Origin of the sequence: Enterobacter cloacae complex sp. IR5458 (genome assembly GCF_049238025.1) — a bacterium.
Classification (GTDB): Bacteria; Pseudomonadota; Gammaproteobacteria; order Enterobacterales; family Enterobacteriaceae; genus Enterobacter; species Enterobacter kobei.
This window is the reverse complement of record NZ_JBMKIF010000008.1, coordinates 58,138-76,211: the sequence shown is the minus strand read 5'-3', so window position 1 is coordinate 76,211 and position 18,074 is coordinate 58,138. Positions and strand designations below refer to the sequence as shown.

18 protein-coding genes are annotated in these 18,074 nt (G+C 55.8%); 6 read left to right on the top strand and 12 right to left on the bottom strand.

The features are described from left to right. The first annotated feature begins 172 nt into the window (after positions 1 to 172). Positions 173 to 973: a glycosyltransferase family 2 protein gene (locus ACOTYN_RS08925; RefSeq protein WP_332957310.1), complete on the top strand. Its 801-nt coding sequence runs from the start codon at positions 173 to 175 to the stop codon at positions 971 to 973. Here ACOTYN_RS08925 and ACOTYN_RS08920 read toward each other — a convergent pair whose 3' ends face one another. Genes ACOTYN_RS08920 through gpmM form a run of 3 tightly spaced genes read right to left on the bottom strand, consistent with a single transcriptional unit; the run spans position 974 to position 4,747 of the window. Next, positions 974 to 1,906, bottom strand: a complete 933-nt coding sequence (locus ACOTYN_RS08920; RefSeq protein ID WP_332957308.1) for a divergent polysaccharide deacetylase family protein — start codon at positions 1,904 to 1,906, stop codon at positions 974 to 976. A gap of 3 nt (positions 1,907 to 1,909) precedes the next feature. Beyond that, positions 1,910 to 3,169 (bottom strand): murein hydrolase activator EnvC, encoded by a 1,260-nt coding sequence (gene envC, locus ACOTYN_RS08915; RefSeq protein ID WP_230278613.1) that lies wholly within the window; start codon positions 3,167 to 3,169, stop codon positions 1,910 to 1,912. Positions 3,170 to 3,202: 33 nt separating this feature from the next. Beyond that, entirely contained in the window at positions 3,203 to 4,747 is a 1,545-nt protein-coding gene (gpmM, locus tag ACOTYN_RS08910) for a 2,3-bisphosphoglycerate-independent phosphoglycerate mutase (protein ID WP_032635332.1), read from the bottom strand. 246 nt (positions 4,748 to 4,993) lie between these two features. On the opposite strand from gpmM, the gene ACOTYN_RS08905 reads away from it, so the two are divergent. The 5 genes from ACOTYN_RS08905 (at position 4,994) to cysE (ending at position 8,104) form a co-directional block, all read left to right on the top strand. After that, positions 4,994 to 5,425, top strand: coding sequence for a rhodanese-like domain-containing protein (locus tag ACOTYN_RS08905; protein ID WP_014882007.1), 432 nt, complete (start codon positions 4,994 to 4,996; stop codon positions 5,423 to 5,425). Positions 5,426 to 5,436: 11 nt separating this feature from the next. Then, positions 5,437 to 5,688: a glutaredoxin 3 gene (grxC, locus tag ACOTYN_RS08900; RefSeq protein WP_014882008.1), complete on the top strand. Its 252-nt coding sequence runs from the start codon at positions 5,437 to 5,439 to the stop codon at positions 5,686 to 5,688. 32 nt (positions 5,689 to 5,720) lie between these two features. Then, positions 5,721 to 6,188: a protein-export chaperone SecB gene (gene secB, locus ACOTYN_RS08895; RefSeq protein WP_008502716.1), complete on the top strand. Its 468-nt coding sequence runs from the start codon at positions 5,721 to 5,723 to the stop codon at positions 6,186 to 6,188. Next, a complete protein-coding gene (gene gpsA, locus ACOTYN_RS08890) occupies positions 6,188 to 7,207 on the top strand; it encodes an NAD(P)H-dependent glycerol-3-phosphate dehydrogenase (RefSeq protein ID WP_014882009.1) in 1,020 nt (339 codons plus the stop codon). Before secB ends, gpsA begins: the two co-directional genes overlap by 1 nt. 75 nt (positions 7,208 to 7,282) lie before the next feature. Continuing rightward, positions 7,283 to 8,104, top strand: a complete 822-nt coding sequence (cysE, locus tag ACOTYN_RS08885) for a serine O-acetyltransferase (protein ID WP_008502718.1) — start codon at positions 7,283 to 7,285, stop codon at positions 8,102 to 8,104. Here cysE and trmL read toward each other — a convergent pair. The 9 genes from trmL to ACOTYN_RS08840 form a co-directional block, all read right to left on the bottom strand. Then, a complete protein-coding gene (gene trmL, locus ACOTYN_RS08880; RefSeq protein WP_014882010.1) occupies positions 8,101 to 8,574 on the bottom strand; it encodes a tRNA (uridine(34)/cytosine(34)/5-carboxymethylaminomethyluridine(34)-2'-O)-methyltransferase TrmL in 474 nt (157 codons plus the stop codon). The genes cysE and trmL overlap by 4 nt on opposite strands. Before the next feature lie 45 nt (positions 8,575 to 8,619). Next, on the bottom strand, positions 8,620 to 9,522 hold the full coding sequence (locus ACOTYN_RS08875; protein WP_332957306.1) for an MFS transporter: 903 nt from the start codon (positions 9,520 to 9,522) through the stop codon (positions 8,620 to 8,622). A 182-nt stretch (positions 9,523 to 9,704) separates the two neighbouring features. Beyond that, entirely contained in the window at positions 9,705 to 10,892 is a 1,188-nt protein-coding gene (gene lldD, locus ACOTYN_RS08870) for an FMN-dependent L-lactate dehydrogenase LldD (protein WP_332957304.1), read from the bottom strand. After that, entirely contained in the window at positions 10,889 to 11,662 is a 774-nt protein-coding gene (lldR, locus tag ACOTYN_RS08865; protein WP_014882013.1) for a transcriptional regulator LldR, read from the bottom strand. The genes lldD and lldR overlap by 4 nt, the downstream gene beginning before the upstream one ends. Then, positions 11,659 to 13,314 carry an L-lactate permease gene (gene lldP, locus ACOTYN_RS08860; RefSeq protein WP_023336556.1) on the bottom strand — a complete coding sequence of 552 codons (1,656 nt, stop codon included), beginning with the start codon at positions 13,312 to 13,314 and terminating at the stop codon, positions 11,659 to 11,661. Before lldP ends, lldR begins: the two co-directional genes overlap by 4 nt. Before the next feature lie 271 nt (positions 13,315 to 13,585). Beyond that, complete coding sequence (locus ACOTYN_RS08855; protein ID WP_014882015.1) at positions 13,586 to 13,948, bottom strand: YibL family ribosome-associated protein; 363 nt, start codon at positions 13,946 to 13,948, stop codon at positions 13,586 to 13,588. Positions 13,949 to 14,006: 58 nt separating this feature from the next. Then, positions 14,007 to 14,597 (bottom strand): mannitol operon repressor MtlR, encoded by a 591-nt coding sequence (gene mtlR / locus ACOTYN_RS08850; protein WP_023331737.1) that lies wholly within the window; start codon positions 14,595 to 14,597, stop codon positions 14,007 to 14,009. Further along, on the bottom strand, positions 14,594 to 15,742 hold the full coding sequence (gene mtlD / locus ACOTYN_RS08845) for a mannitol-1-phosphate 5-dehydrogenase (protein ID WP_050863129.1): 1,149 nt from the start codon (positions 15,740 to 15,742) through the stop codon (positions 14,594 to 14,596). The genes mtlR and mtlD overlap by 4 nt, the downstream gene beginning before the upstream one ends. A 102-nt stretch (positions 15,743 to 15,844) precedes the next feature. After that, positions 15,845 to 17,752 carry a PTS mannitol transporter subunit IICBA gene (locus ACOTYN_RS08840; RefSeq protein ID WP_014882018.1) on the bottom strand — a complete coding sequence of 636 codons (1,908 nt, stop codon included), beginning with the start codon at positions 17,750 to 17,752 and terminating at the stop codon, positions 15,845 to 15,847. Positions 17,753 to 18,074: the final 322 nt, after the last annotated feature.

Here is an 18,074-nt window from a genome sequence, read left to right as displayed (position 1 = left end):
GTTTCGTCGTTTCTTCTGGATGACTAACGTGGTATAGAGCTTCTTTATTGATCAAAATGGCTATGCCAGCATTTTCATAAAAAATAATAAACGAGGTACAGATTCGGAGGTGACAATACTGATACCTGGCACTATCTTGTCATGAGTGACTTCGCTGAGTTCAGGAGACCACATGTTTAAACTAACCGTATGTCTTTTGACATACAACTCTGCTCGCTTGTTACATAAAGTTTTAGCCCCGTTAATGAGTATTGCAGATGAGTTTATTGCTGTAGATTCTGGTAGTTCAGATGAGACGTTAGTTACTCTTCAGGAATATGGCATTACGCCAATATTCCATCCGTATGCAATGCACGGTGAACAGATGAATATTGCCATTTCCCGCTCATCTAACGACTGGGTGTTGTGTATGGACAGCGACGAAATACTTGATGAAGACACGATTCACTATATCCTGGCGTTAAAGTCTGGAGATGAGCCATCCGCCGATTGCGGATGGAGTCTGTCACGCTACTGGTATGTCTTAGGTGAACGAACGCGAACCATCTATCCGATTTCTTCTCCAGATTTTCCATTAAGATTGTTCAACCGTCAGAATGTCAGATTTAACAATCGACCAGTGGATGATAAGGCCGTAGGTGCGGTCCGGGTTATGCGTATACCAGGCCATGTCAGGCATGACACATTCTATTCCCTGCATGAAGTGTTTAATAAGCTAAATGTCTATACTACGCGAGTCGTAAAATACCAGATGCTCAGGCCTTCAATCGCACGTGGTGTGGTGAGTGCTATTGGGGCTTTCTTTAAATGGTATTTATTTAGTGGAGCATGGCGCCAGGGAAAAGTTGGCGTGGTTACAGGGGTCTATGCCACCCTGTACAGCTTTTTAAAATACTTTAAAGCCTGGTATCAGTATCAGGATGTAAAGGAGTCCGCTGCCCGGAAGCATACGGACTCTCACCTTATAAAATAGTTATAATTTCTTACCCCATCCCTGCCACTGGTGCTGGAAGTATTGCACCAGCGTACTCTGGCTCACGCTTTCGCTGATGACCGCGAAGAAGCGGGTTGCATGCACCGGTTCAGGCGGTTGTTTCAGCTTGCAATTCTTCACGCCACGGAACGGGTTACGCGGCTGCGTTGCGGGTGGTTGTGCGCTACCCGGGCGAGACGTATCGACCTGCGGCTCATTGAGCAGATCGCTCGGACGTACCAGTGTGATATCTGGTGGCAAGGTCGGCAACATCTGCTGCAGAACGCGCACCGTAGAAGGATGCGGGTGGCCGATGGCAATGGCTGAACCATTGCGTCGGGCGAGCTGCACGGCGCGATTGAACTGCGCGCGAATGTCGGCCTCGTTCTGAGTATCATCCAGGAACACCTTGCGCTTGATCACCTTCACTCCCGTTCCCTGAGCGGCACGCATCGCCTGGCTGTTGCCGATGGTCATGCTGTCGAGGAAGTAGAGGTTGTAGCGTTCCAGCGCCTGCATCACTTTTAGCATGCCGTACAGGCTGGAGGTCATCGCGCTACCCATATGGTTGTTCAGGCCAACGGCATACGGCACGTTGTTGTAAGCGTCACGGATGATGCGCTCGATCTCATCGCTGCTCATATCCGGACGAAGCGTATCTTTTTCCAGCGGCTGTTTACTGAGCGGTGCCATCGGCAGATGGATAAGGACCTGATGTCCGCTATTGTGGGCTTTGGTCGCCATCTCTCGGGCGTGAGGCGCATTCGGAAGGACGGCGACAGAGATGGCTGGCGGCATCGCCAGCACCTGATTTTCATAGTGCGGACGATAACCGAAGTCATCAATCACAATCGCGAGTTTACCTGGGTATACCGGTGTAGCCAGCGCCAGCGCGCTGGCGACGGAGAGAACCATTCGACGAAATTGAAGCAAAACTTATCTTCCCAACCACGGCTGTGGATTGACCGCCTGACCCTGACGACGAATTTCGAAATAGAGTGACGGGCGGCCCTGACCGCCACTGCTGCCCACAAGGGCGATGGGTTGGCCTGCGCGCACCTGTGTGCCAACGCTGACCAGTGCGCTCTGATTGTAGCCGTAAAGACTCATGTCGCCTTTACCGTGCTCAACCACTACCACAAGACCGTAACCCTGCAGCCAGTCGGCCAGAATCACTCGTCCATCGGCAATGGCTTTTACTTCACTACCTTCAGACGCACCGATAACGATCCCTTTCCAACGTAGCTCACCCTGCAGCTGTTCGCCATAACGATGCAGAAGCGTACCGCGAACGGGCCAGTAGGCCTGACCGCGTGGGGAACCCAGACCGCCGGTACGCGACATCAGGGAACGTTCGCTTTCGCTTGGCTTGTAGGTGGTACCTTTGCGGGAGGCTTCCTGCTGCTTGTCGCGGACAGCCTGCGCCTCGCGGGCCTCTTTTTCGGCACGCGCTTTCGCCGCGGCTTCGGCACGGGCGATACTGTTACGTAGTTTTGATTCGTTGGCACGCATTTCACTCAGCTGGCTCTGACCTTGCTGAATGGAGGACTCAAGACCGGAAAGGGTTTTCTTGCGCTCGTTACGGGCCTGCTCAAGTTTCGCCTGCTGCGCTTTTTGTTCGTAGAGCAACGTCTGCTGCTGACTCTGCTTCTCTTCCAGCTCAGCTTTTTGGGTGGAGACCTCTTCACGCGTCTGTTTCAACTGCGCAATGGTCTCCTGACGCGCCTGGTTCAGATAACCGAAGTAGGCCTGCAGACGCTGACCGCGCTGGCTCTCTTCACCGCTGAGGATCAACTGAAGACCGGTGTGTTCACCCTGTCGGAAAGCGGCATCAAGCTGTGCGGCAAGATTGCGCTCCTGTGCATCACGCTGGCGCTCCAGTTTGGCAATCGACGCGTTCATCTCGTCGATCTGTTTATTCAACTGAGCGAGGGTATCTTGCGTTTCACGGAGCTTACGGGCTGCGGCCGAAATAGCTTCTTCCTGCTGCTTAAGCTGGGCGAGCAGGGCGGAGCGTTGCTGTTGTTGCTGGCGTACCGCACGCTCTTTAGCGGCGATATCCGCCTGAATGGATTTCAATTGGTCGCGATCGTCCGCGTGGGCGGATGCGGCGCACAGCAATACGCCAGCGCTGAGTGCGCTGGCGCAAAGCAGGGGTCTGACTGATAACCTAAGCGGCTTCACGACCCATGTGATTGAAAAAATCGCCTTTCCCCTCATGGGGAGGGATTATTCCACGATGAACAGCGGCTTACCAGTCATCTCTTCAGGGATCGGCATACCCATCAGCGACAACATGGTTGGCGCGATGTCAGAAAGCTTGCCGCCTTCCACTGCTTTCAGTGATTTATCACCGACATAAATCAGCGGAACAGGCAGGTTGGTGTGAGCGGTATGCGCCTGGCCCGTTGCCGGGTCGCGCATCTGTTCCGCGTTACCGTGGTCAGCGGTGATCAGCAACTGACCGCCTACGGACTCAACCGCTTTTGCAACCTGCTCAACGCAGTGATCCAGTGCTTCAACCGCTTTCACGGCGGCTTCCATCACGCCGGTATGACCGACCATGTCGCCATTCGGGTAGTTACAGATGATGGTGTCGTACTTGCCGCTCTTGATGGCCGCGACCAGTTTTTCAGTCAGCTCAGCAGAGCTCATCTCTGGCTGCAGATCGTAAGTCGCGACTTTCGGTGAGTTGATCAGAATGCGCTCTTCACCTTTGAACGGCTCTTCCACGCCGCCGTTAAAGAAGAAGGTCACGTGCGCATATTTTTCGGTTTCGGAAATACGCAGCTGCGTTTTGTCATTCTTCGCCATCCACTCGCCGAAGGTATTAGCCAGCGAGGCTGGTGGATACGCGCATGGGGCTTTGATGTCTGCCGCGTATTCGGTCAGCTGGATGAAGTCGAGGTTTACCACTTTCTTACGGGCAAAACCGTCGAAGTCGCTGTTGACGAAAGCACGGGTGATTTCACGCGCGCGGTCAGCGCGGAAGTTCATGAAGATCAGCGCATCGCCATCTTCCATGGCGGCATCGGGCTGGCCTTCAGCACGAATCACGGTCGCTTTCACGAATTCATCGTTTTCATCACGTGCGTATGCGGCTTCCAGGGCTTCAACGGCAGTCGGGAACTGGAATTCACCTTTTGCCAGGGTCATCAGGTCATAGGCCTGTTCAACGCGATCCCAGCGGTTGTCGCGGTCCATGGCGTAGTAACGACCAATGATGGAGGCGACGCGGCCTTTGCCCAGTGCGGCAAATTTCTCTTCGAAGGCTTGCAGAGAGCCTTTTGCGCTGCGCGGTGGCGTATCGCGACCATCCAGGAAGGCGTGCAGATAGATTTTTTCTGCACCGCGCTCGGCGGCCAGTTCAACCATCGCCATGATGTGATCTTCGTGGCTGTGTACACCGCCCGCGGAGAGCAAGCCCATGATGTGCACGGCTTTACCTGCCGCAACGGCTTTATCTACCGCGCCGCAAAGAACCGGGTTCGCGAAGAAGGTGCGTTCTTTGATTTCGACATCCAGACGGGTCAGGTCCTGATAGACGATACGGCCCGCGCCCAGGTTAACGTGACCGACTTCGGAGTTGCCCATCTGGCGGTCGGGCAGACCGACTTCCAGACCGGATGCATCGATCAGGGTATGGGGACGTTTCGCCCACAGCGCATCCATCACCGGGGTTTTTGCGCTGAAAATAGCGTTATCCTGGCTGTCTTCACGGTAGCCATAGCCATCCAGAATCACCAGTACCATAGGTTTTTTAGAAACCGACATTGCAACAACCTCATGCTCAAGAGTCAAAATTTGCGTAATTTTACTACAGCTGAATCGATCAAATAGCCGCAGAAGATCAAAGAAAGCGCAGGGGCAAGGCGCTGACCGGACCATTTTGAGGCATTTTTTTAGGTGGCATGCCGCAGAAAATGGATTAGGTTAGGGTCGCTGGCTGTATTTGCCAGAACGCACAGGTATACTCCTGTCCTGGTTTTTTTATCACTTAGTCGGGAGTAGTTACCCTCCATGCAAGAAATTATGCAATTCGTTAGCCGCCATCCGGTTCTGAGCATCGCGTGGATTGGCCTGCTGGCTGCTGTGCTGTTCACCACATTTAAGAGCCTGACGTCTAAGATTAAGGTTATCACCCGTGGTGAAGCGACGCGTCTGATCAACAAAGAAGATGCCGTCGTTGTCGATCTGCGTCAGCGTGACGATTTCCGTAAAGGTCACATTGCAGGCGCAATCAACCTGCTGCCAGCTGAAATCAAAGCGAACAACGTGGGTGAGCTTGAAAAACACAAAGCCCAGCCAATTATCGTTGTTGATGCAACCGGCATGCAGGCGCAAGAATCTGCCAGCGCGCTTTATAAAGCGGGCTTCGAAAATGTAACGGTACTGAAAGAAGGGATCTCCGGCTGGAGCGGGGAAAATCTTCCTTTGGTTCGCGGTAAATAAGGAGTTCAGTCATGGCCAATATTGAGATCTACACCAAAGCGACGTGCCCGTTCTGCCACCGTGCGAAAGCGCTGCTGAACAGCAAAGGCGTCACGTTCAAGGAACTGCCGATCGACGGTGACGCGGTTAAACGTGAAGAGATGATCCAACGTAGTGGTCGTACGACGGTTCCGCAGATTTTTATTGATGCGCAGCACATTGGCGGCTGTGATGACTTGTATGCGCTCGACGCCCGTGGTGGACTCGATCCGCTGCTGAGCTAAGAGACTTTAGGACAATTAAAAAGGGTTTTTCCATGTCAGAACAAAGCAATAATGAAATGATTTTCCAGATCCAGCGCATCTACACGAAAGATGTCTCTTTTGAAGCGCCAAATGCGCCGCACGTTTTCCAGAAAGACTGGCAGCCAGAGGTTAAACTTGATCTGGATACCGCATCTACCCAACTGGCAGATGACGTGTATGAAGTTGTACTGCGTGTGACCGTGACCGCCTCTCTGGGCGAAGAAACCGCGTTCCTGTGTGAAGTACAGCAGGGCGGCATCTTCTCCATCGGCGGCATCGAAGGCAACCAGATGGCGCATTGCCTGGGTGCATACTGCCCGAACATCCTGTTCCCGTATGCGCGCGAATGCATCACCAGCCTGGTTTCTCGCGGTACATTCCCGCAACTGAACCTTGCGCCAGTTAACTTTGATGCGCTGTTCATGAACTATCTGCAGCAGCAAGCTGGCGAAGGTGCTGAACAACATCAGGATGCCTGATGAGCACTGTTAATGCTTCAATGACTGTGATCGGTGCCGGCTCATACGGCACCGCTCTTGCCATCACGCTGGCAAGAAATGGTCACGACGTGGTCCTGTGGGGCCACGATCCAAAACATATCGCCACGCTGCAGCACGACCGTTGCAATGTGGCGTTTCTCCCGGACGTTCCGTTCCCTGACTCCCTGCACCTGGAAAGCGATCTTGCGACCGCGCTGGCGGCCAGCCGCAACATTCTGATTGTCGTCCCGAGCCATGTGTTTGGCGAAGTGCTGCGTCAGATTAAGCCGCTGATGCGCCCGGATGCCCGTATTGTCTGGGCAACCAAAGGTCTTGAAGCGGAAACCGGACGCCTGCTGCAGGACGTTGCCCGCGAAGCGCTGGGTGATGCGATCCCGCTGGCGGTCATCTCCGGTCCGACCTTTGCCAAAGAGCTGGCTGCTGGCCTGCCGACGGCGATCTCGCTGGCATCGACTGACCAGGCTTTCGCCGACGATCTCCAGCATCTGCTGCACTGTGGCAAGAGTTTCCGCGTCTACAGCAACCCTGATTTTATCGGTGTCCAGCTGGGCGGTGCGGTGAAGAACGTGATTGCTATCGGTGCCGGGATGTCTGACGGTATTGGCTTTGGCGCCAACGCCCGTACGGCGTTGATTACCCGCGGCTTAACCGAGATGTCCCGTCTTGGCGAGGCGCTGGGCGCCGATCCGGCCACCTTTATGGGGATGGCGGGTCTGGGCGATCTGGTGCTGACCTGTACCGACAACCAGTCTCGTAACCGCCGCTTTGGCATGATGCTCGGACAGGGCAGCGATGTAAAAAGCGCGCAGGAGAAGATTGGGCAGGTGGTGGAAGGCTACCGCAATACCAAAGAAGTCCGCGAACTAGCGCACCGGTTTGGTGTCGAAATGCCAATAACCGAGGAAATTTATCAGGTATTGTATTGCGGAAAAAATGCGCGCGAGGCAGCATTGACCTTATTAGGTCGTGCGCGCAAGGACGAGCGCAGCAGTAAGTAGTCGGAACCGTTGTCACCTGAATGACCCAGCCAGCGCAGAACTGGCTGGTCATTAACTTATCGTCTGGAGTAAGCAATGCCGTGTGAAGAACTGGATATCGTCTGGAACAATATTAAAGCCGAAGCCCGGGCGCTGGCCGACTGTGAGCCTATGCTGGCCAGTTTTTACCACGCTACGCTACTCAAACACGAAAACCTTGGCAGCGCACTCAGCTACATGCTCGCCAACAAGCTGGCTTCCTCGATTATGCCTGCTATCGCCATCCGCGAAGTGGTGGAGGAGGCATACGCCGCTGACCCGGAAATGATCGCCTCTGCCGCCTGTGATATTCAGGCCGTGCGTACGCGTGACCCGGCGGTAGATAAATACTCTACGCCTCTGCTATACCTGAAAGGCTTCCACGCCCTGCAGGCGTATCGCATCGGCCACTGGCTATGGAATGAAGGCCGCCGCGCGCTGGCAATCTTCCTGCAAAATCAGGTCTCCGTGACCTTCCAGGTCGATATTCACCCGGCAGCGAAAATTGGCCGTGGAATTATGCTCGACCACGCCACCGGCATTGTTGTGGGTGAGACGGCGGTGATTGAAGACGACGTTTCGATCCTGCAGTCGGTTACCCTTGGCGGTACCGGTAAAACCAGCGGCGATCGCCATCCGAAAATTCGTGAAGGGGTGATGATTGGCGCGGGTGCCAAAATCCTCGGCAATATCGAAGTCGGACGCGGCGCGAAGATTGGCGCAGGGTCGGTTGTGCTCCAGCCGGTTCCGCCGCACACCACCGCGGCTGGCGTACCGGCGCGTATCGTCGGCAAACCAGACAGCGATAAGCCGTCCATGGATATGGATCAGCACTTCAACGGTATCCACCATACGTTTGAGTATGGTGACGGCATTTAACTTCTGAGAATGGCGCCCGGGTACCCCAGCTGGCGCCATGCTTCATACACCACCACCGACACTGCGTTCGACAGGTTCATGCTGCGGCTGTCCGGCATCATCGGAATTCGGATTTTCTGCTCCGCGGGCAGGGCATCCAGAATCGTGGCTGGCAGGCCGCGGGTTTCCGGGCCAAACATCAGATAGTCACCGTCCTGATAGCTCACGGCGCTGTGTGCTGGCGTGCCTTTGGTGGTCAGGGCGAACATGCGCTGCGGCTTTTCGCTTTCCAGAAACGCGGCGTAATCATGATGGCGCACGACGGCAGTAAATTCATGGTAATCCAGCCCCGCGCGACGCAGACGCTTGTCGTCCCACGTAAAGCCCATCGGCTCAATGATGTGCAGACGAAAGCCGGTGTTGGCACACAGGCGGATGATATTGCCGGTATTCGGCGGAATTTCTGGTTCGAATAAAACGATGTTAAGCATGCTGCCCCCTTAATTGCGGGGGCAGAATAGCAGAAAAGTGAGGAATTACGCGACGCCAGGTTCCTGCGCACGGCAACGCAGCATTTTGTAGCACGTTGCCGCTGCGGCGACCAGGGCAGGCACGCTGAGGATCATCAAAATACTGTCCGCCTGCCACTGCAGGGAAAGCAGCTGAGCGCTGGTCATGGTTCCCGCCACGCCGCCAAAGCGGCCGATCCCCTGCATCCAGGCAATACCCGTTGCGCGGCACTCTGTTGGGTAAAAAGTCGCTGCCAGGGTTTGCATGCCCGATTGCGCCCCGTTCATCGCGATCCCCATCAGGAAAATCAACCCGCCAAACAGGGCGATATGATTATGCTCAATGCCCAGTAACAGAATGAGACCCATTGTCAGCACAAAGCCACCCGCGACCACTTTGTGTGCCTCCCAGCGATCCATCATCCAGCCCGCGAGCAGAATGCCTGCGGTACCGCCGAAGGTGAACAGCGAGGTGAGCCAGGCGGATTCCGCCAGCGCATAGCCCATCCCCTGCATCAGGGTCGGCATCCAGCTCAGCAGGACGTAGTAAATCACCAGCCCCATAAAGTAAGTGACCCACAGCGTCAGCGTATTCAGCGTTTGCGCCCAGGCCGTGCCCAGGCTTGCAAGACCGAAGAACAGGCAGGAGAAGACCAGCACGCGCTTGCGCCCCATCTTGTCCGATACCGGGCCTGCAATGAGGGCACCCAGCGACAAGCCCAGAAGGGCTGCGCTCAGCACCGGCCCCAGATCCTGTTTATGTATCCCCCATTCTGCCGACAGCGTAGGGGCGATGTAACCCATTGCCGCGGTATCAAATCCATCGATCGGCAGAACCAGAAAGCCCAGTACGATAAGAAGCCAGTGAAACCCTGAAAAGGGACTCTCATCGATCACCTGCTGAATATCCACCTTGCCTGAATACGTCATATGCTCCTCTCCGATGTGATGTTGTTTTTGTGTTCTTGTATTTGCTTGTCTATACAATTGCGGAGGGGGTAAATATGTCAAATTTTCTTATCCAATTTGTTATCTAAGTGTTATTTTCGGCAAAAAAAAGCGCCCGAAGGGGGAACCGGGCGCGTGAACAGCGGTGTTAACAGGAGGGGTATTCAGGCAGCGTTTCCCTGCGCAAGGGGAGCCAGCGCCGCCGGTAATCGACTTAACTCCTGCACCAGAGAGTCTTTGCTGATTTCGCTAATGGTTTTCGCACCGGTCAGCGTCATCGCGACTTTCATCTCTTTTTCGATCAGGTCAAGCAGGTTCGCCACGCCAGCCTGACCTGCCGTCGCCAGCGCGTACAGATACGCACGGCCCAGCAGCACGCTGTCGGCGCCGAGCGCGATCATGCGTACCACATCCAGCCCGTTGCGAATGCCGCTGTCGGCCAGAATCGCGATATCGCCTTTCACCGCATCGGCAATGGCGGGCAGCGCGCGTGCGGAGGAGAGCACACCGTCGAGCTGACGCCCGCCGTGGTTTGAGACCACAATGCCGTCTGCGCCAAAACGTACCGCGTCGCGGGCATCTTCCGGGTCGAGGATCCCTTTGATCACCATCGGGCCGTCCCAGAATTCGCGGATCCACTCCAGGTCTTTCCAGGAGATGGACGGATCGAAGTTGTTCGCCAGCCAGCCGATGTAATCTTCCAGCCCGGTCGGTTTACCGAGGTAAGCCGAGATATTGCCCAGATCGTGCGGACGTCCGTTCAGACCCACATCCCACGCCCACTGCGGGTGCGTCACCGCCTGCCAGTAGCGGCGCAGAGCGGCATTCGGGCCGCTCATGCCGGAGTGGGCGTCGCGGTAGCGCGCGCCCGGCGTTGGCATATCGACGGTAAAGACCAGCGTGGAACAGCCCGCCGCTTTGGCGCGCTCCAGCGCGTTGCGCATAAAACCGCGATCGCGCAGGACGTACAGCTGGAACCACATCGGACGCTTGATGGTCGGCGCGACCTCTTCAATCGGGCAGACGGAGACGGTAGAGAGGGTAAACGGAATACCCCTGGCATCAGCGGCCGCCGCCGCCTGCACTTCGCCACGACGGGCGTACATACCGCACAGGCCGACGGGGGCCAGCGCCACGGGCATGGAAAGCGTTTCGTTAAACAGCTTTGTCTCAAGGCTCAGGTCAGACATATTCTTCAGCACGCGCTGACGCAGGGCCACCTCTGACAAGTCTTCCACATTGCGGCGCAGGGTGTATTCGGCATACGCCCCGCCGTCGATGTAGTGGAACAGGAACGGGGGCAAAATGCGCTGCGCCGCGGCGCGATAGTCACTGGCTGCTGAAATGATCATGCTTTGTTCTCCCTGGAAATATCACTGTCGCCAGGCAGACGGGTAATACGCGCCTGTCGGGCCTGGTCTTCATCGAATCGTTTAATGGTGGTGTGAACGAAGCCGAGATGCGCCATCATCGCCTTGCGTGCGGCCTCGGCATCACCGGCCAGAATGGCGTTAAGCACCGCCTCGTGTTGTTCAGTCAGTTGGGCAAACACCGGCGGAACCAGGTACATGCGCTGGCGGCTTTGTTTGACAGAGGATTGCAGCAGGTCGAAGAACCCGCGCATGGTCTGGAGCAGAACCACATTGTGCGACGCTTCGGCAATGGCCAGGTGAAAACGCACGTCAGCCTGGGAGGCGATATCCGGGTCGCTGCTTTGCGTGGCCTCAAAGCAGGCTTTGAGCTTCTCTTTGTCGGCCTCGGTTGCCCGCATGGCCGCATGCCAGGCGGTGCTGGTCTCGATGGCGTGACGCGCTTCGAGGATGTCAAAGCTGTAGTCCGGGTCATTTTCCATCAGCGTCTTCAGCGGCTGAACGATGTTTTGCTCGGACCAGTCGTCATGCTGCCAGCGCACAAAGGTGCCGCCGCCGCGACGGCTCACCAGTACCCCTTCGCTGACCAGCGTGGCCAGCGCTTCACGCAGGGAATTACGCGATACACCAAGCTGGGCGGCGAGCTGGCGTTCAGCGGGCAACTTCATGCCCGCTTCCAGCTGTTGTTCTTCAATCAGCGCCCGTACGCGAGAGGCTATCTCGTCGGACAGGCGTCTGGGCATCACTATCATGGGATCATCCAGGTTAAGACATAAGCCTGCAGGGTGGTGATCACCCCGACCATGCAGGTGAATATCAGGCTGTGTTTCACGGTAAAGCGGAACAGATCCGACTCTTTACCGACCAGTCCCACCGCCGCACAGGCAATGGCGATGGATTGCGGGGAGATCATTTTCCCGGTCACGCCGCCGGTGGTGTTCGCAGCGACCAGCAGAACATCCGACACGCCAATCTGCTGGGCCGCCGTAGCCTGCAGTGCAGCAAACAGGGCGTTCGACGAGGTATCTGACCCGGTCAGGAACACACCCAGCCAGCCGAGGAACGGTGAGAAGAAGGTGAAGGCGTGGCTGGTATGGGCCAGCGCCAGTGCCAGCGTCGATGACAGGCCGGAGTAGTTCGAGATAAACGCGAACGCCAGCACCATGCCGATGGAGTAAATCGGCAGCATCAGCTCTTTAATCGTCGCTGCGAAGGTCTGCACCGCGGCGGCAGGCTTCATGCGCAGCCACACCACGGAAAGGATCGCGGCAAACAGGATGGCGGTCCCGGTGGCGGAGAACCAGTCGAACTTATAGACCGCGGCATACGGTGTGGCGGCATGCACGACTGGCGGCATGCGGGCGACCATTTTGTCGAGGAACGGCACGGAGATGTTAATCACCATGTCGTACAGCGCGCCGCCCGGGGCGAACAGGGCTTTAAACGGCGGGATGCTCCACAGCGTTACCGTTGCGGTCAGGAACAGGAACGGTGACCAGGCACGGATTACCTGGCATGCGGTATAACCTGTACGGGCCAGGGTTTGATCGACCTGTGAGGCGCCCATATCGGCGAAGCGGAAAATACGTACCGGCTGCCAGCGTTTCAGGAACAGCGTCAGGCAGACCAGCGAGACCAGCGAAGAGATGATGTCCGGCAGCTCCGGGCCGAGGAAGTTTGAGCTGAGGTATTGCGCGATGGCGAACGAACCGCCCGCCACCATTACAGCAGGCCACGTCTCTTTCACGCCGCGCCAGCCGTCCATAATCGCCATGATCCAGAACAGCACGATGATGGTCAGGAACGGCAGCTGGCGACCCACCATCTGGCCGATCTCAAAGCTATCCAGCCCGGTCACCTGTCCGGCGACCAGAATCGGAATCCCCATTGCGCCAAACGCCACCGGGGCGGTATTCACAATCAGGCACAGGCCCGCGGCATAAAGCGGGTTAAAGCCGAGGCCCACCAGCAGGGCGGCCGTAATGGCGACCGGTGCGCCAAATCCGGCGGCACCTTCCAAAAACGCCCCGAAGGAGAAGCCGACAATCAGCATCTGCAGGCGCTGGTCCGGCGTGATGGAGAGAATCGACGAGCGAATGATGTCGAACTGCCCGGTTTTCACCGAAATTTTATAGACAAAGACAGCGGCGATGATGATCCACGCAATTGGCCACAGACCGTAGAAGAAACCGTAGACAACGGAGGCCAGCGCGCGATCGACCGGCATTTTGTAGAAGAACAGCGCCACCAGCAGAGCGATGGCAACGGTGTACGTCGCGGCAAGGTAGCCCTTCAGCTTGAGCTTAATCAGCGCAAAGAAGAAGAACAGGATTGGAAGCGATGCGATCAGGCTCGACAGCCAGATATTTCCAGCCGGGTCGTAGTTTTGTTGCCAGAGGCTCATGCAGGTCTCCTGGGGACCAGATAACCTGCGCGGCGGGTGAGTCTCCGCTCATCTCTGCATCACAGGTTATGTAAAAGTGGTCCTGCCAATGTTGTGTTGTAGGGTTAATGACAATGAATGGTTAATCAGATGTTATGGGGTGGCAATGGTTTTGTGAGCGGAAATAATGGAATTGTGAACCAGGGGAGGATTGATTGCGCAATTGGTTGGACCAATTCACACGAAGGGGAAAAGAGTAGGCCGGGTAAGCGCAGCGCCACCCGGCATGAAATCAGAATGCGGTCTTACAAAAACCCGTCATCTCTTTCAGGCCCATTTCACGGCCAAGCTCGGTCATCGGGTGTACGACCACCAGGCCACGGACGCTTTTCTTCAGCTTGCCCATGTCAGCCTGTTCTTTTTTAGTGATTGCGCGGCGGTGTGGCATGTTCATCAGCTTCTGCGCTTCGTTGCTCAGCTTCTGGCCTTTTACTTCGCGCAGGCGCTCGATCTCTGCCTCCAGCTTCGCGGTCTCTTTCTCCAGCTCGGCGTACTTCTCGGCGGAATCGACCAGTGACAGACCCGCCATCTGGTGACGGATCAGATCCAGGCGGTCGCTCAGGCGTTTAATTTCGTTCTTTTCGACTTCTTTCATGACAAATAACTCTGAAAACGGGGAATTTACAGGGAAGGATACACCAATGTGAGCAGGCTTACTTCTGAAACGCTTTTTTTAAGCTGATCCGGGAAATCAGCTCAGTCAGGGAAAGGACCATCGTGGAGCGGACAACCTGCTGATAACGTAGCTTTTGCATCGCGTATAGCTCAGGGTCGCTGCTGTCGAAATGAGGGGCAGGGGGCAGCGCGGCCACGCAGTGCAGCTCGCCGAAGGGCCCCAGGATCTCATCATCGGTAAAGGCGTATTCGTTACCGTCATGATTGAGCTCCTCACGTAGCGCCATTAACAGCTCTGCATCTTCGTACTCTTGCCGGTTCAGCACGCCAAGACCGTAAATCAGCTTCAGACGCACCGATAAATCGCCCAGCGGTCCATCGCCGTCGAGTAACGGTTCTACAGCATATTTTACCGCGTAGTCGTCTTTGCGAAACACCTGAAGCACCAGGATATTTACCGCCTCGGTTAACAGCTCGACGGCGGCAATCAGGAAGCTTCGTACGGTTTTGCCAGCATTCAGACGCTCAAGCACACGATTTTCAAAGGCCTGGGTTTGTTCCATTATTGCCTGCATATCTGACAATCTGTTATCTGGGCGCAGACTAACCTGCGCCACACTGTGCATCATTTGGTTGCGTTGTATGCGTTAACCGCCTCCACAACCACGTCGCTATTGGCGTCCAGACCGGAAATCTGCGCCAGCGCAGCCTGCGCGCCTTTGTCATCAATCAGCTGAGCCAGCTCGATCGCCTGCGGGTCCTGATCGCTGCGGTAGTGCATTGCAGCGGCAATCCCTTTCACCAGGTTGGCATGCGGCAGACCATATTCCAGCGTGCCGAGCAGCGGCTTAATCAGACGGTCGCCTGCACTCAGCTTACGCAGCGGTTGACGTCCCACGCGCTCAACATCATCTTTCAGATACGGGTTTTCAAAGCGACCAAGGATTTTCTGGATGTAGGCTGCGTGTTTATCAGCATCAAAACCGTAGCGTTTGATCAGCACCGCGCCGCTCTCTTCCATGGCCCCTTTTACCACCGCGCGGATTTTCTCATCGAGAATCGCATCGCGAATGGTCTGATGACCGGCCAATTTTCCGAGGTACGCGGTTATAGCATGCCCGGTGTTCAGCGTGAAGAGTTTGCGTTCGACAAATGCCATCAGGTTATCGGTTAATTCCATTCCCGGAATAGTTGGCAGTGCACCTTTAAACTGAGTTTTATCGACGATCCACTCGCTGAAGGTTTCCACGGTCACTTCCAGCGGGTCGTGGGCGGCGGATGCTGACGGCGGAACGATGCGGTCCACGGCGGAATCCACAAACCCAACGTGCGCGTCGACCCAGGCTTTATCCTCGTCAGCCACGGCCGCCATGACATGGCCTTTCAGCTGTGTGGTGCCGCGTACCATGTTTTCACAGGCGATGATGTTCAGCGGGGTGTCGATGCCCTGCGCTTTACGTTTTGCCAGGCCTTTAGCCACCGCCGGGGCGATACGCTCCAGAACCACCGGGCCTACCGCCGTGGTGATAAGGTCAACGCTGGCAATCAGGTCGATTACGTCGTCGCCAATGCTACTGACCGCGTTCACGCCTGAGACGGTATCAACCTGCTCGTTTTCGCCCACCACATGGACCTGATAGCTATGACGGGCATTCAGGGCATCCAGGACCACCTGATTCACATCGGCGAACGTCAGCGTAATGCCCGCGTCTGCCAGCAGTTTGCCGATAAAACCACGACCGATATTACCTGCGCCAAAATGTAATGCTTTCATAGTGTTAACCTTCATCAATGTTTTTACCCGAGAGGGCTGGGGTGAGGAGCTTTCTCCCCCTCACCCTAGCCCTCTCCCCGGGGGGAGAGGGAAGAGGCGCTGTTATTTGTTCAGCAGTGCCAGAACTTCTTCAACGCTGGTGGTTTTGGCCAGACGCTCGATAACGGACTCATCGTCCAGGGCGTTGGTCAGGCTGGTGATCACCTGGATATGCTCGTTGTTGCGAGCGGCGATACCAATCACCAGGCGGGCGATGTCATCTTCTTCTTCACCGAAGCGTACGCCATCAGGATACTGACAGAACACCACACCGGTTTTCAGCACGCGGTCTTTCGCCTCAACGGTACCGTGTGGAACCGCGATGGATTCACCGAGATAGGTTGGGGTCAGTTTTTCGCGCTCCAGCATCGCATCGACATATTCAGGCTGAACGTAACCGCCTTTTACCAGCTGTTCACCGGCAAAGCGAATCGCTTCTTCTTTAGTAGCCGCGGTACGGCCGAGGAAGATGTTCTCCGCACCCAGTTTAAACAGGTGGGCATTACTCTCGTCAAAGCTATCCTGCAGGCTGGTGCGCACTTTCACTTCGTTATCTTCATGACGCTGCGCGGCAACCAGACGTTCGGTCAGGCTGGTGTACAGGCCGCTGTCGAGGAAGTTAGTCAGCGAAATGTGCTGTGCCTGCGGTACCTGACGCATGGCGCGTTCGGTCAGATCGCGGTGGGTGATCACCAGGTCAACGTCCGGCGGCAGACTGTTAATTGCGCTGTTGGTCACGGAGATGTTGGTCAGGCCCGCATCCTGTACTTTCTTACGCAGCACGCCGGCACCCATTGCGCTGGAGCCCATACCGGCATCACAAGCAACGATGATTTTACGCACGTGGCTCAGGTCGTTAGAGACATCGCCAGCCGCCAGCGGGGTCGCGCCTTTGGATTCCGCTTTCATGTCGTGCATACGGCGGGTTGCCGCTTCGATATCGTCATCTTCTTTCACTTTGCTGGTTTTCAGCAGGATAGAAGAAACCACGAAGGAGACCGCCATGGCCGCACAGATAGCCGCGATGTTAGCGAAGTAGGCACCTTTCGGGGTCATCGCCAGCACGGCCAGGATAGAGCCCGGAGAAGCAGGGGAGACCAGACCGCCGCCCAGCACGCTCAGGGTGAACACGCCGGTCATACCGCCGAGGATAACGGCCAGGATCAGACGTGGGTTCATCAGCACGTACGGGAAGTAAATTTCGTGGATACCGCCCAGGAAGTGGATGATAGCCGCACCGCCAGCAGACTGCTTAGCGCTGCCGCGACCAAAGAACATGTATGCCAGCAGAACGCCCATACCCGGACCTGGGTTTGCTTCAATCAGGAAGAAGATGGACTTACCGAGATCGTGAGACTGCTGAATACCCAGCGGCGAGAAGATACCGTGGTTGATGGCGTTATTAAGGAACAGGATTTTCGCCGGTTCAACGAAGATAGACGCCAGCGGCAGCATGTCGTGCGCCACCATAAAGTTAACGCCTGCCGCCAGAATTTTGGACAGCACTTCAACCGCAGGGCCAATGCCGAGGAACGCCAGAATCGCGAGGATCATCCCGATGATGCCCGCAGAGAAGTTGTTCACCAGCATTTCGAAGCCGGATTTGATCTTACCATCTACCCAGACGTCGAATTTCTTAATCGCCCAGCCGCCCAGAGGACCGGCAATCATGGCACCGAGGAACATCGGCATATCCGCACCGACGATAACACCCATTGTGGTGATGGCACCCACAACGCCACCACGGTCACCGCCTACCAGACGACCACCGGTGAAACCGATCAGCAGCGGCAGGAGGTAAGTAATCATAGGGCCAACAAGTTTCGCCAGCGTTTCGTTAGGCAACCACCCTGTCGGAATGAACAATGCGGTGATAATACCCCACGCGATAAACGCGCCGATATTTGGCATCACCATGTTGCTGAGGAAACGACCAAAGCTTTGAACTTTGATCTTGAAATCGGATGACATAAAACACCCCTTCTTATGTTTACGCTTAGGCTTGCGGCCCGAGGTTTATCGTTAATGTGCGGCGGCAGAGGTAGCCGGGCCCTGTTCTGATGCTGTGAAATCTGGCACTGAATCGTTCAACTGTCCAGACAGTGAAAATTTGTGTGACATATGTCACGTAAATGTAGGGGGTGTGGCATTTAATGACGTGATCCGAATCACAAAATTAGTGGGTAAAAAAAATACGATGGCGAAAAACAAAGCAAAAACCACGTGTTTTTGTGATTGTGATCGCATTTTTGTTTTGTGGGTTTGTTTCTGGATTGTGACTGATTTCACAAAA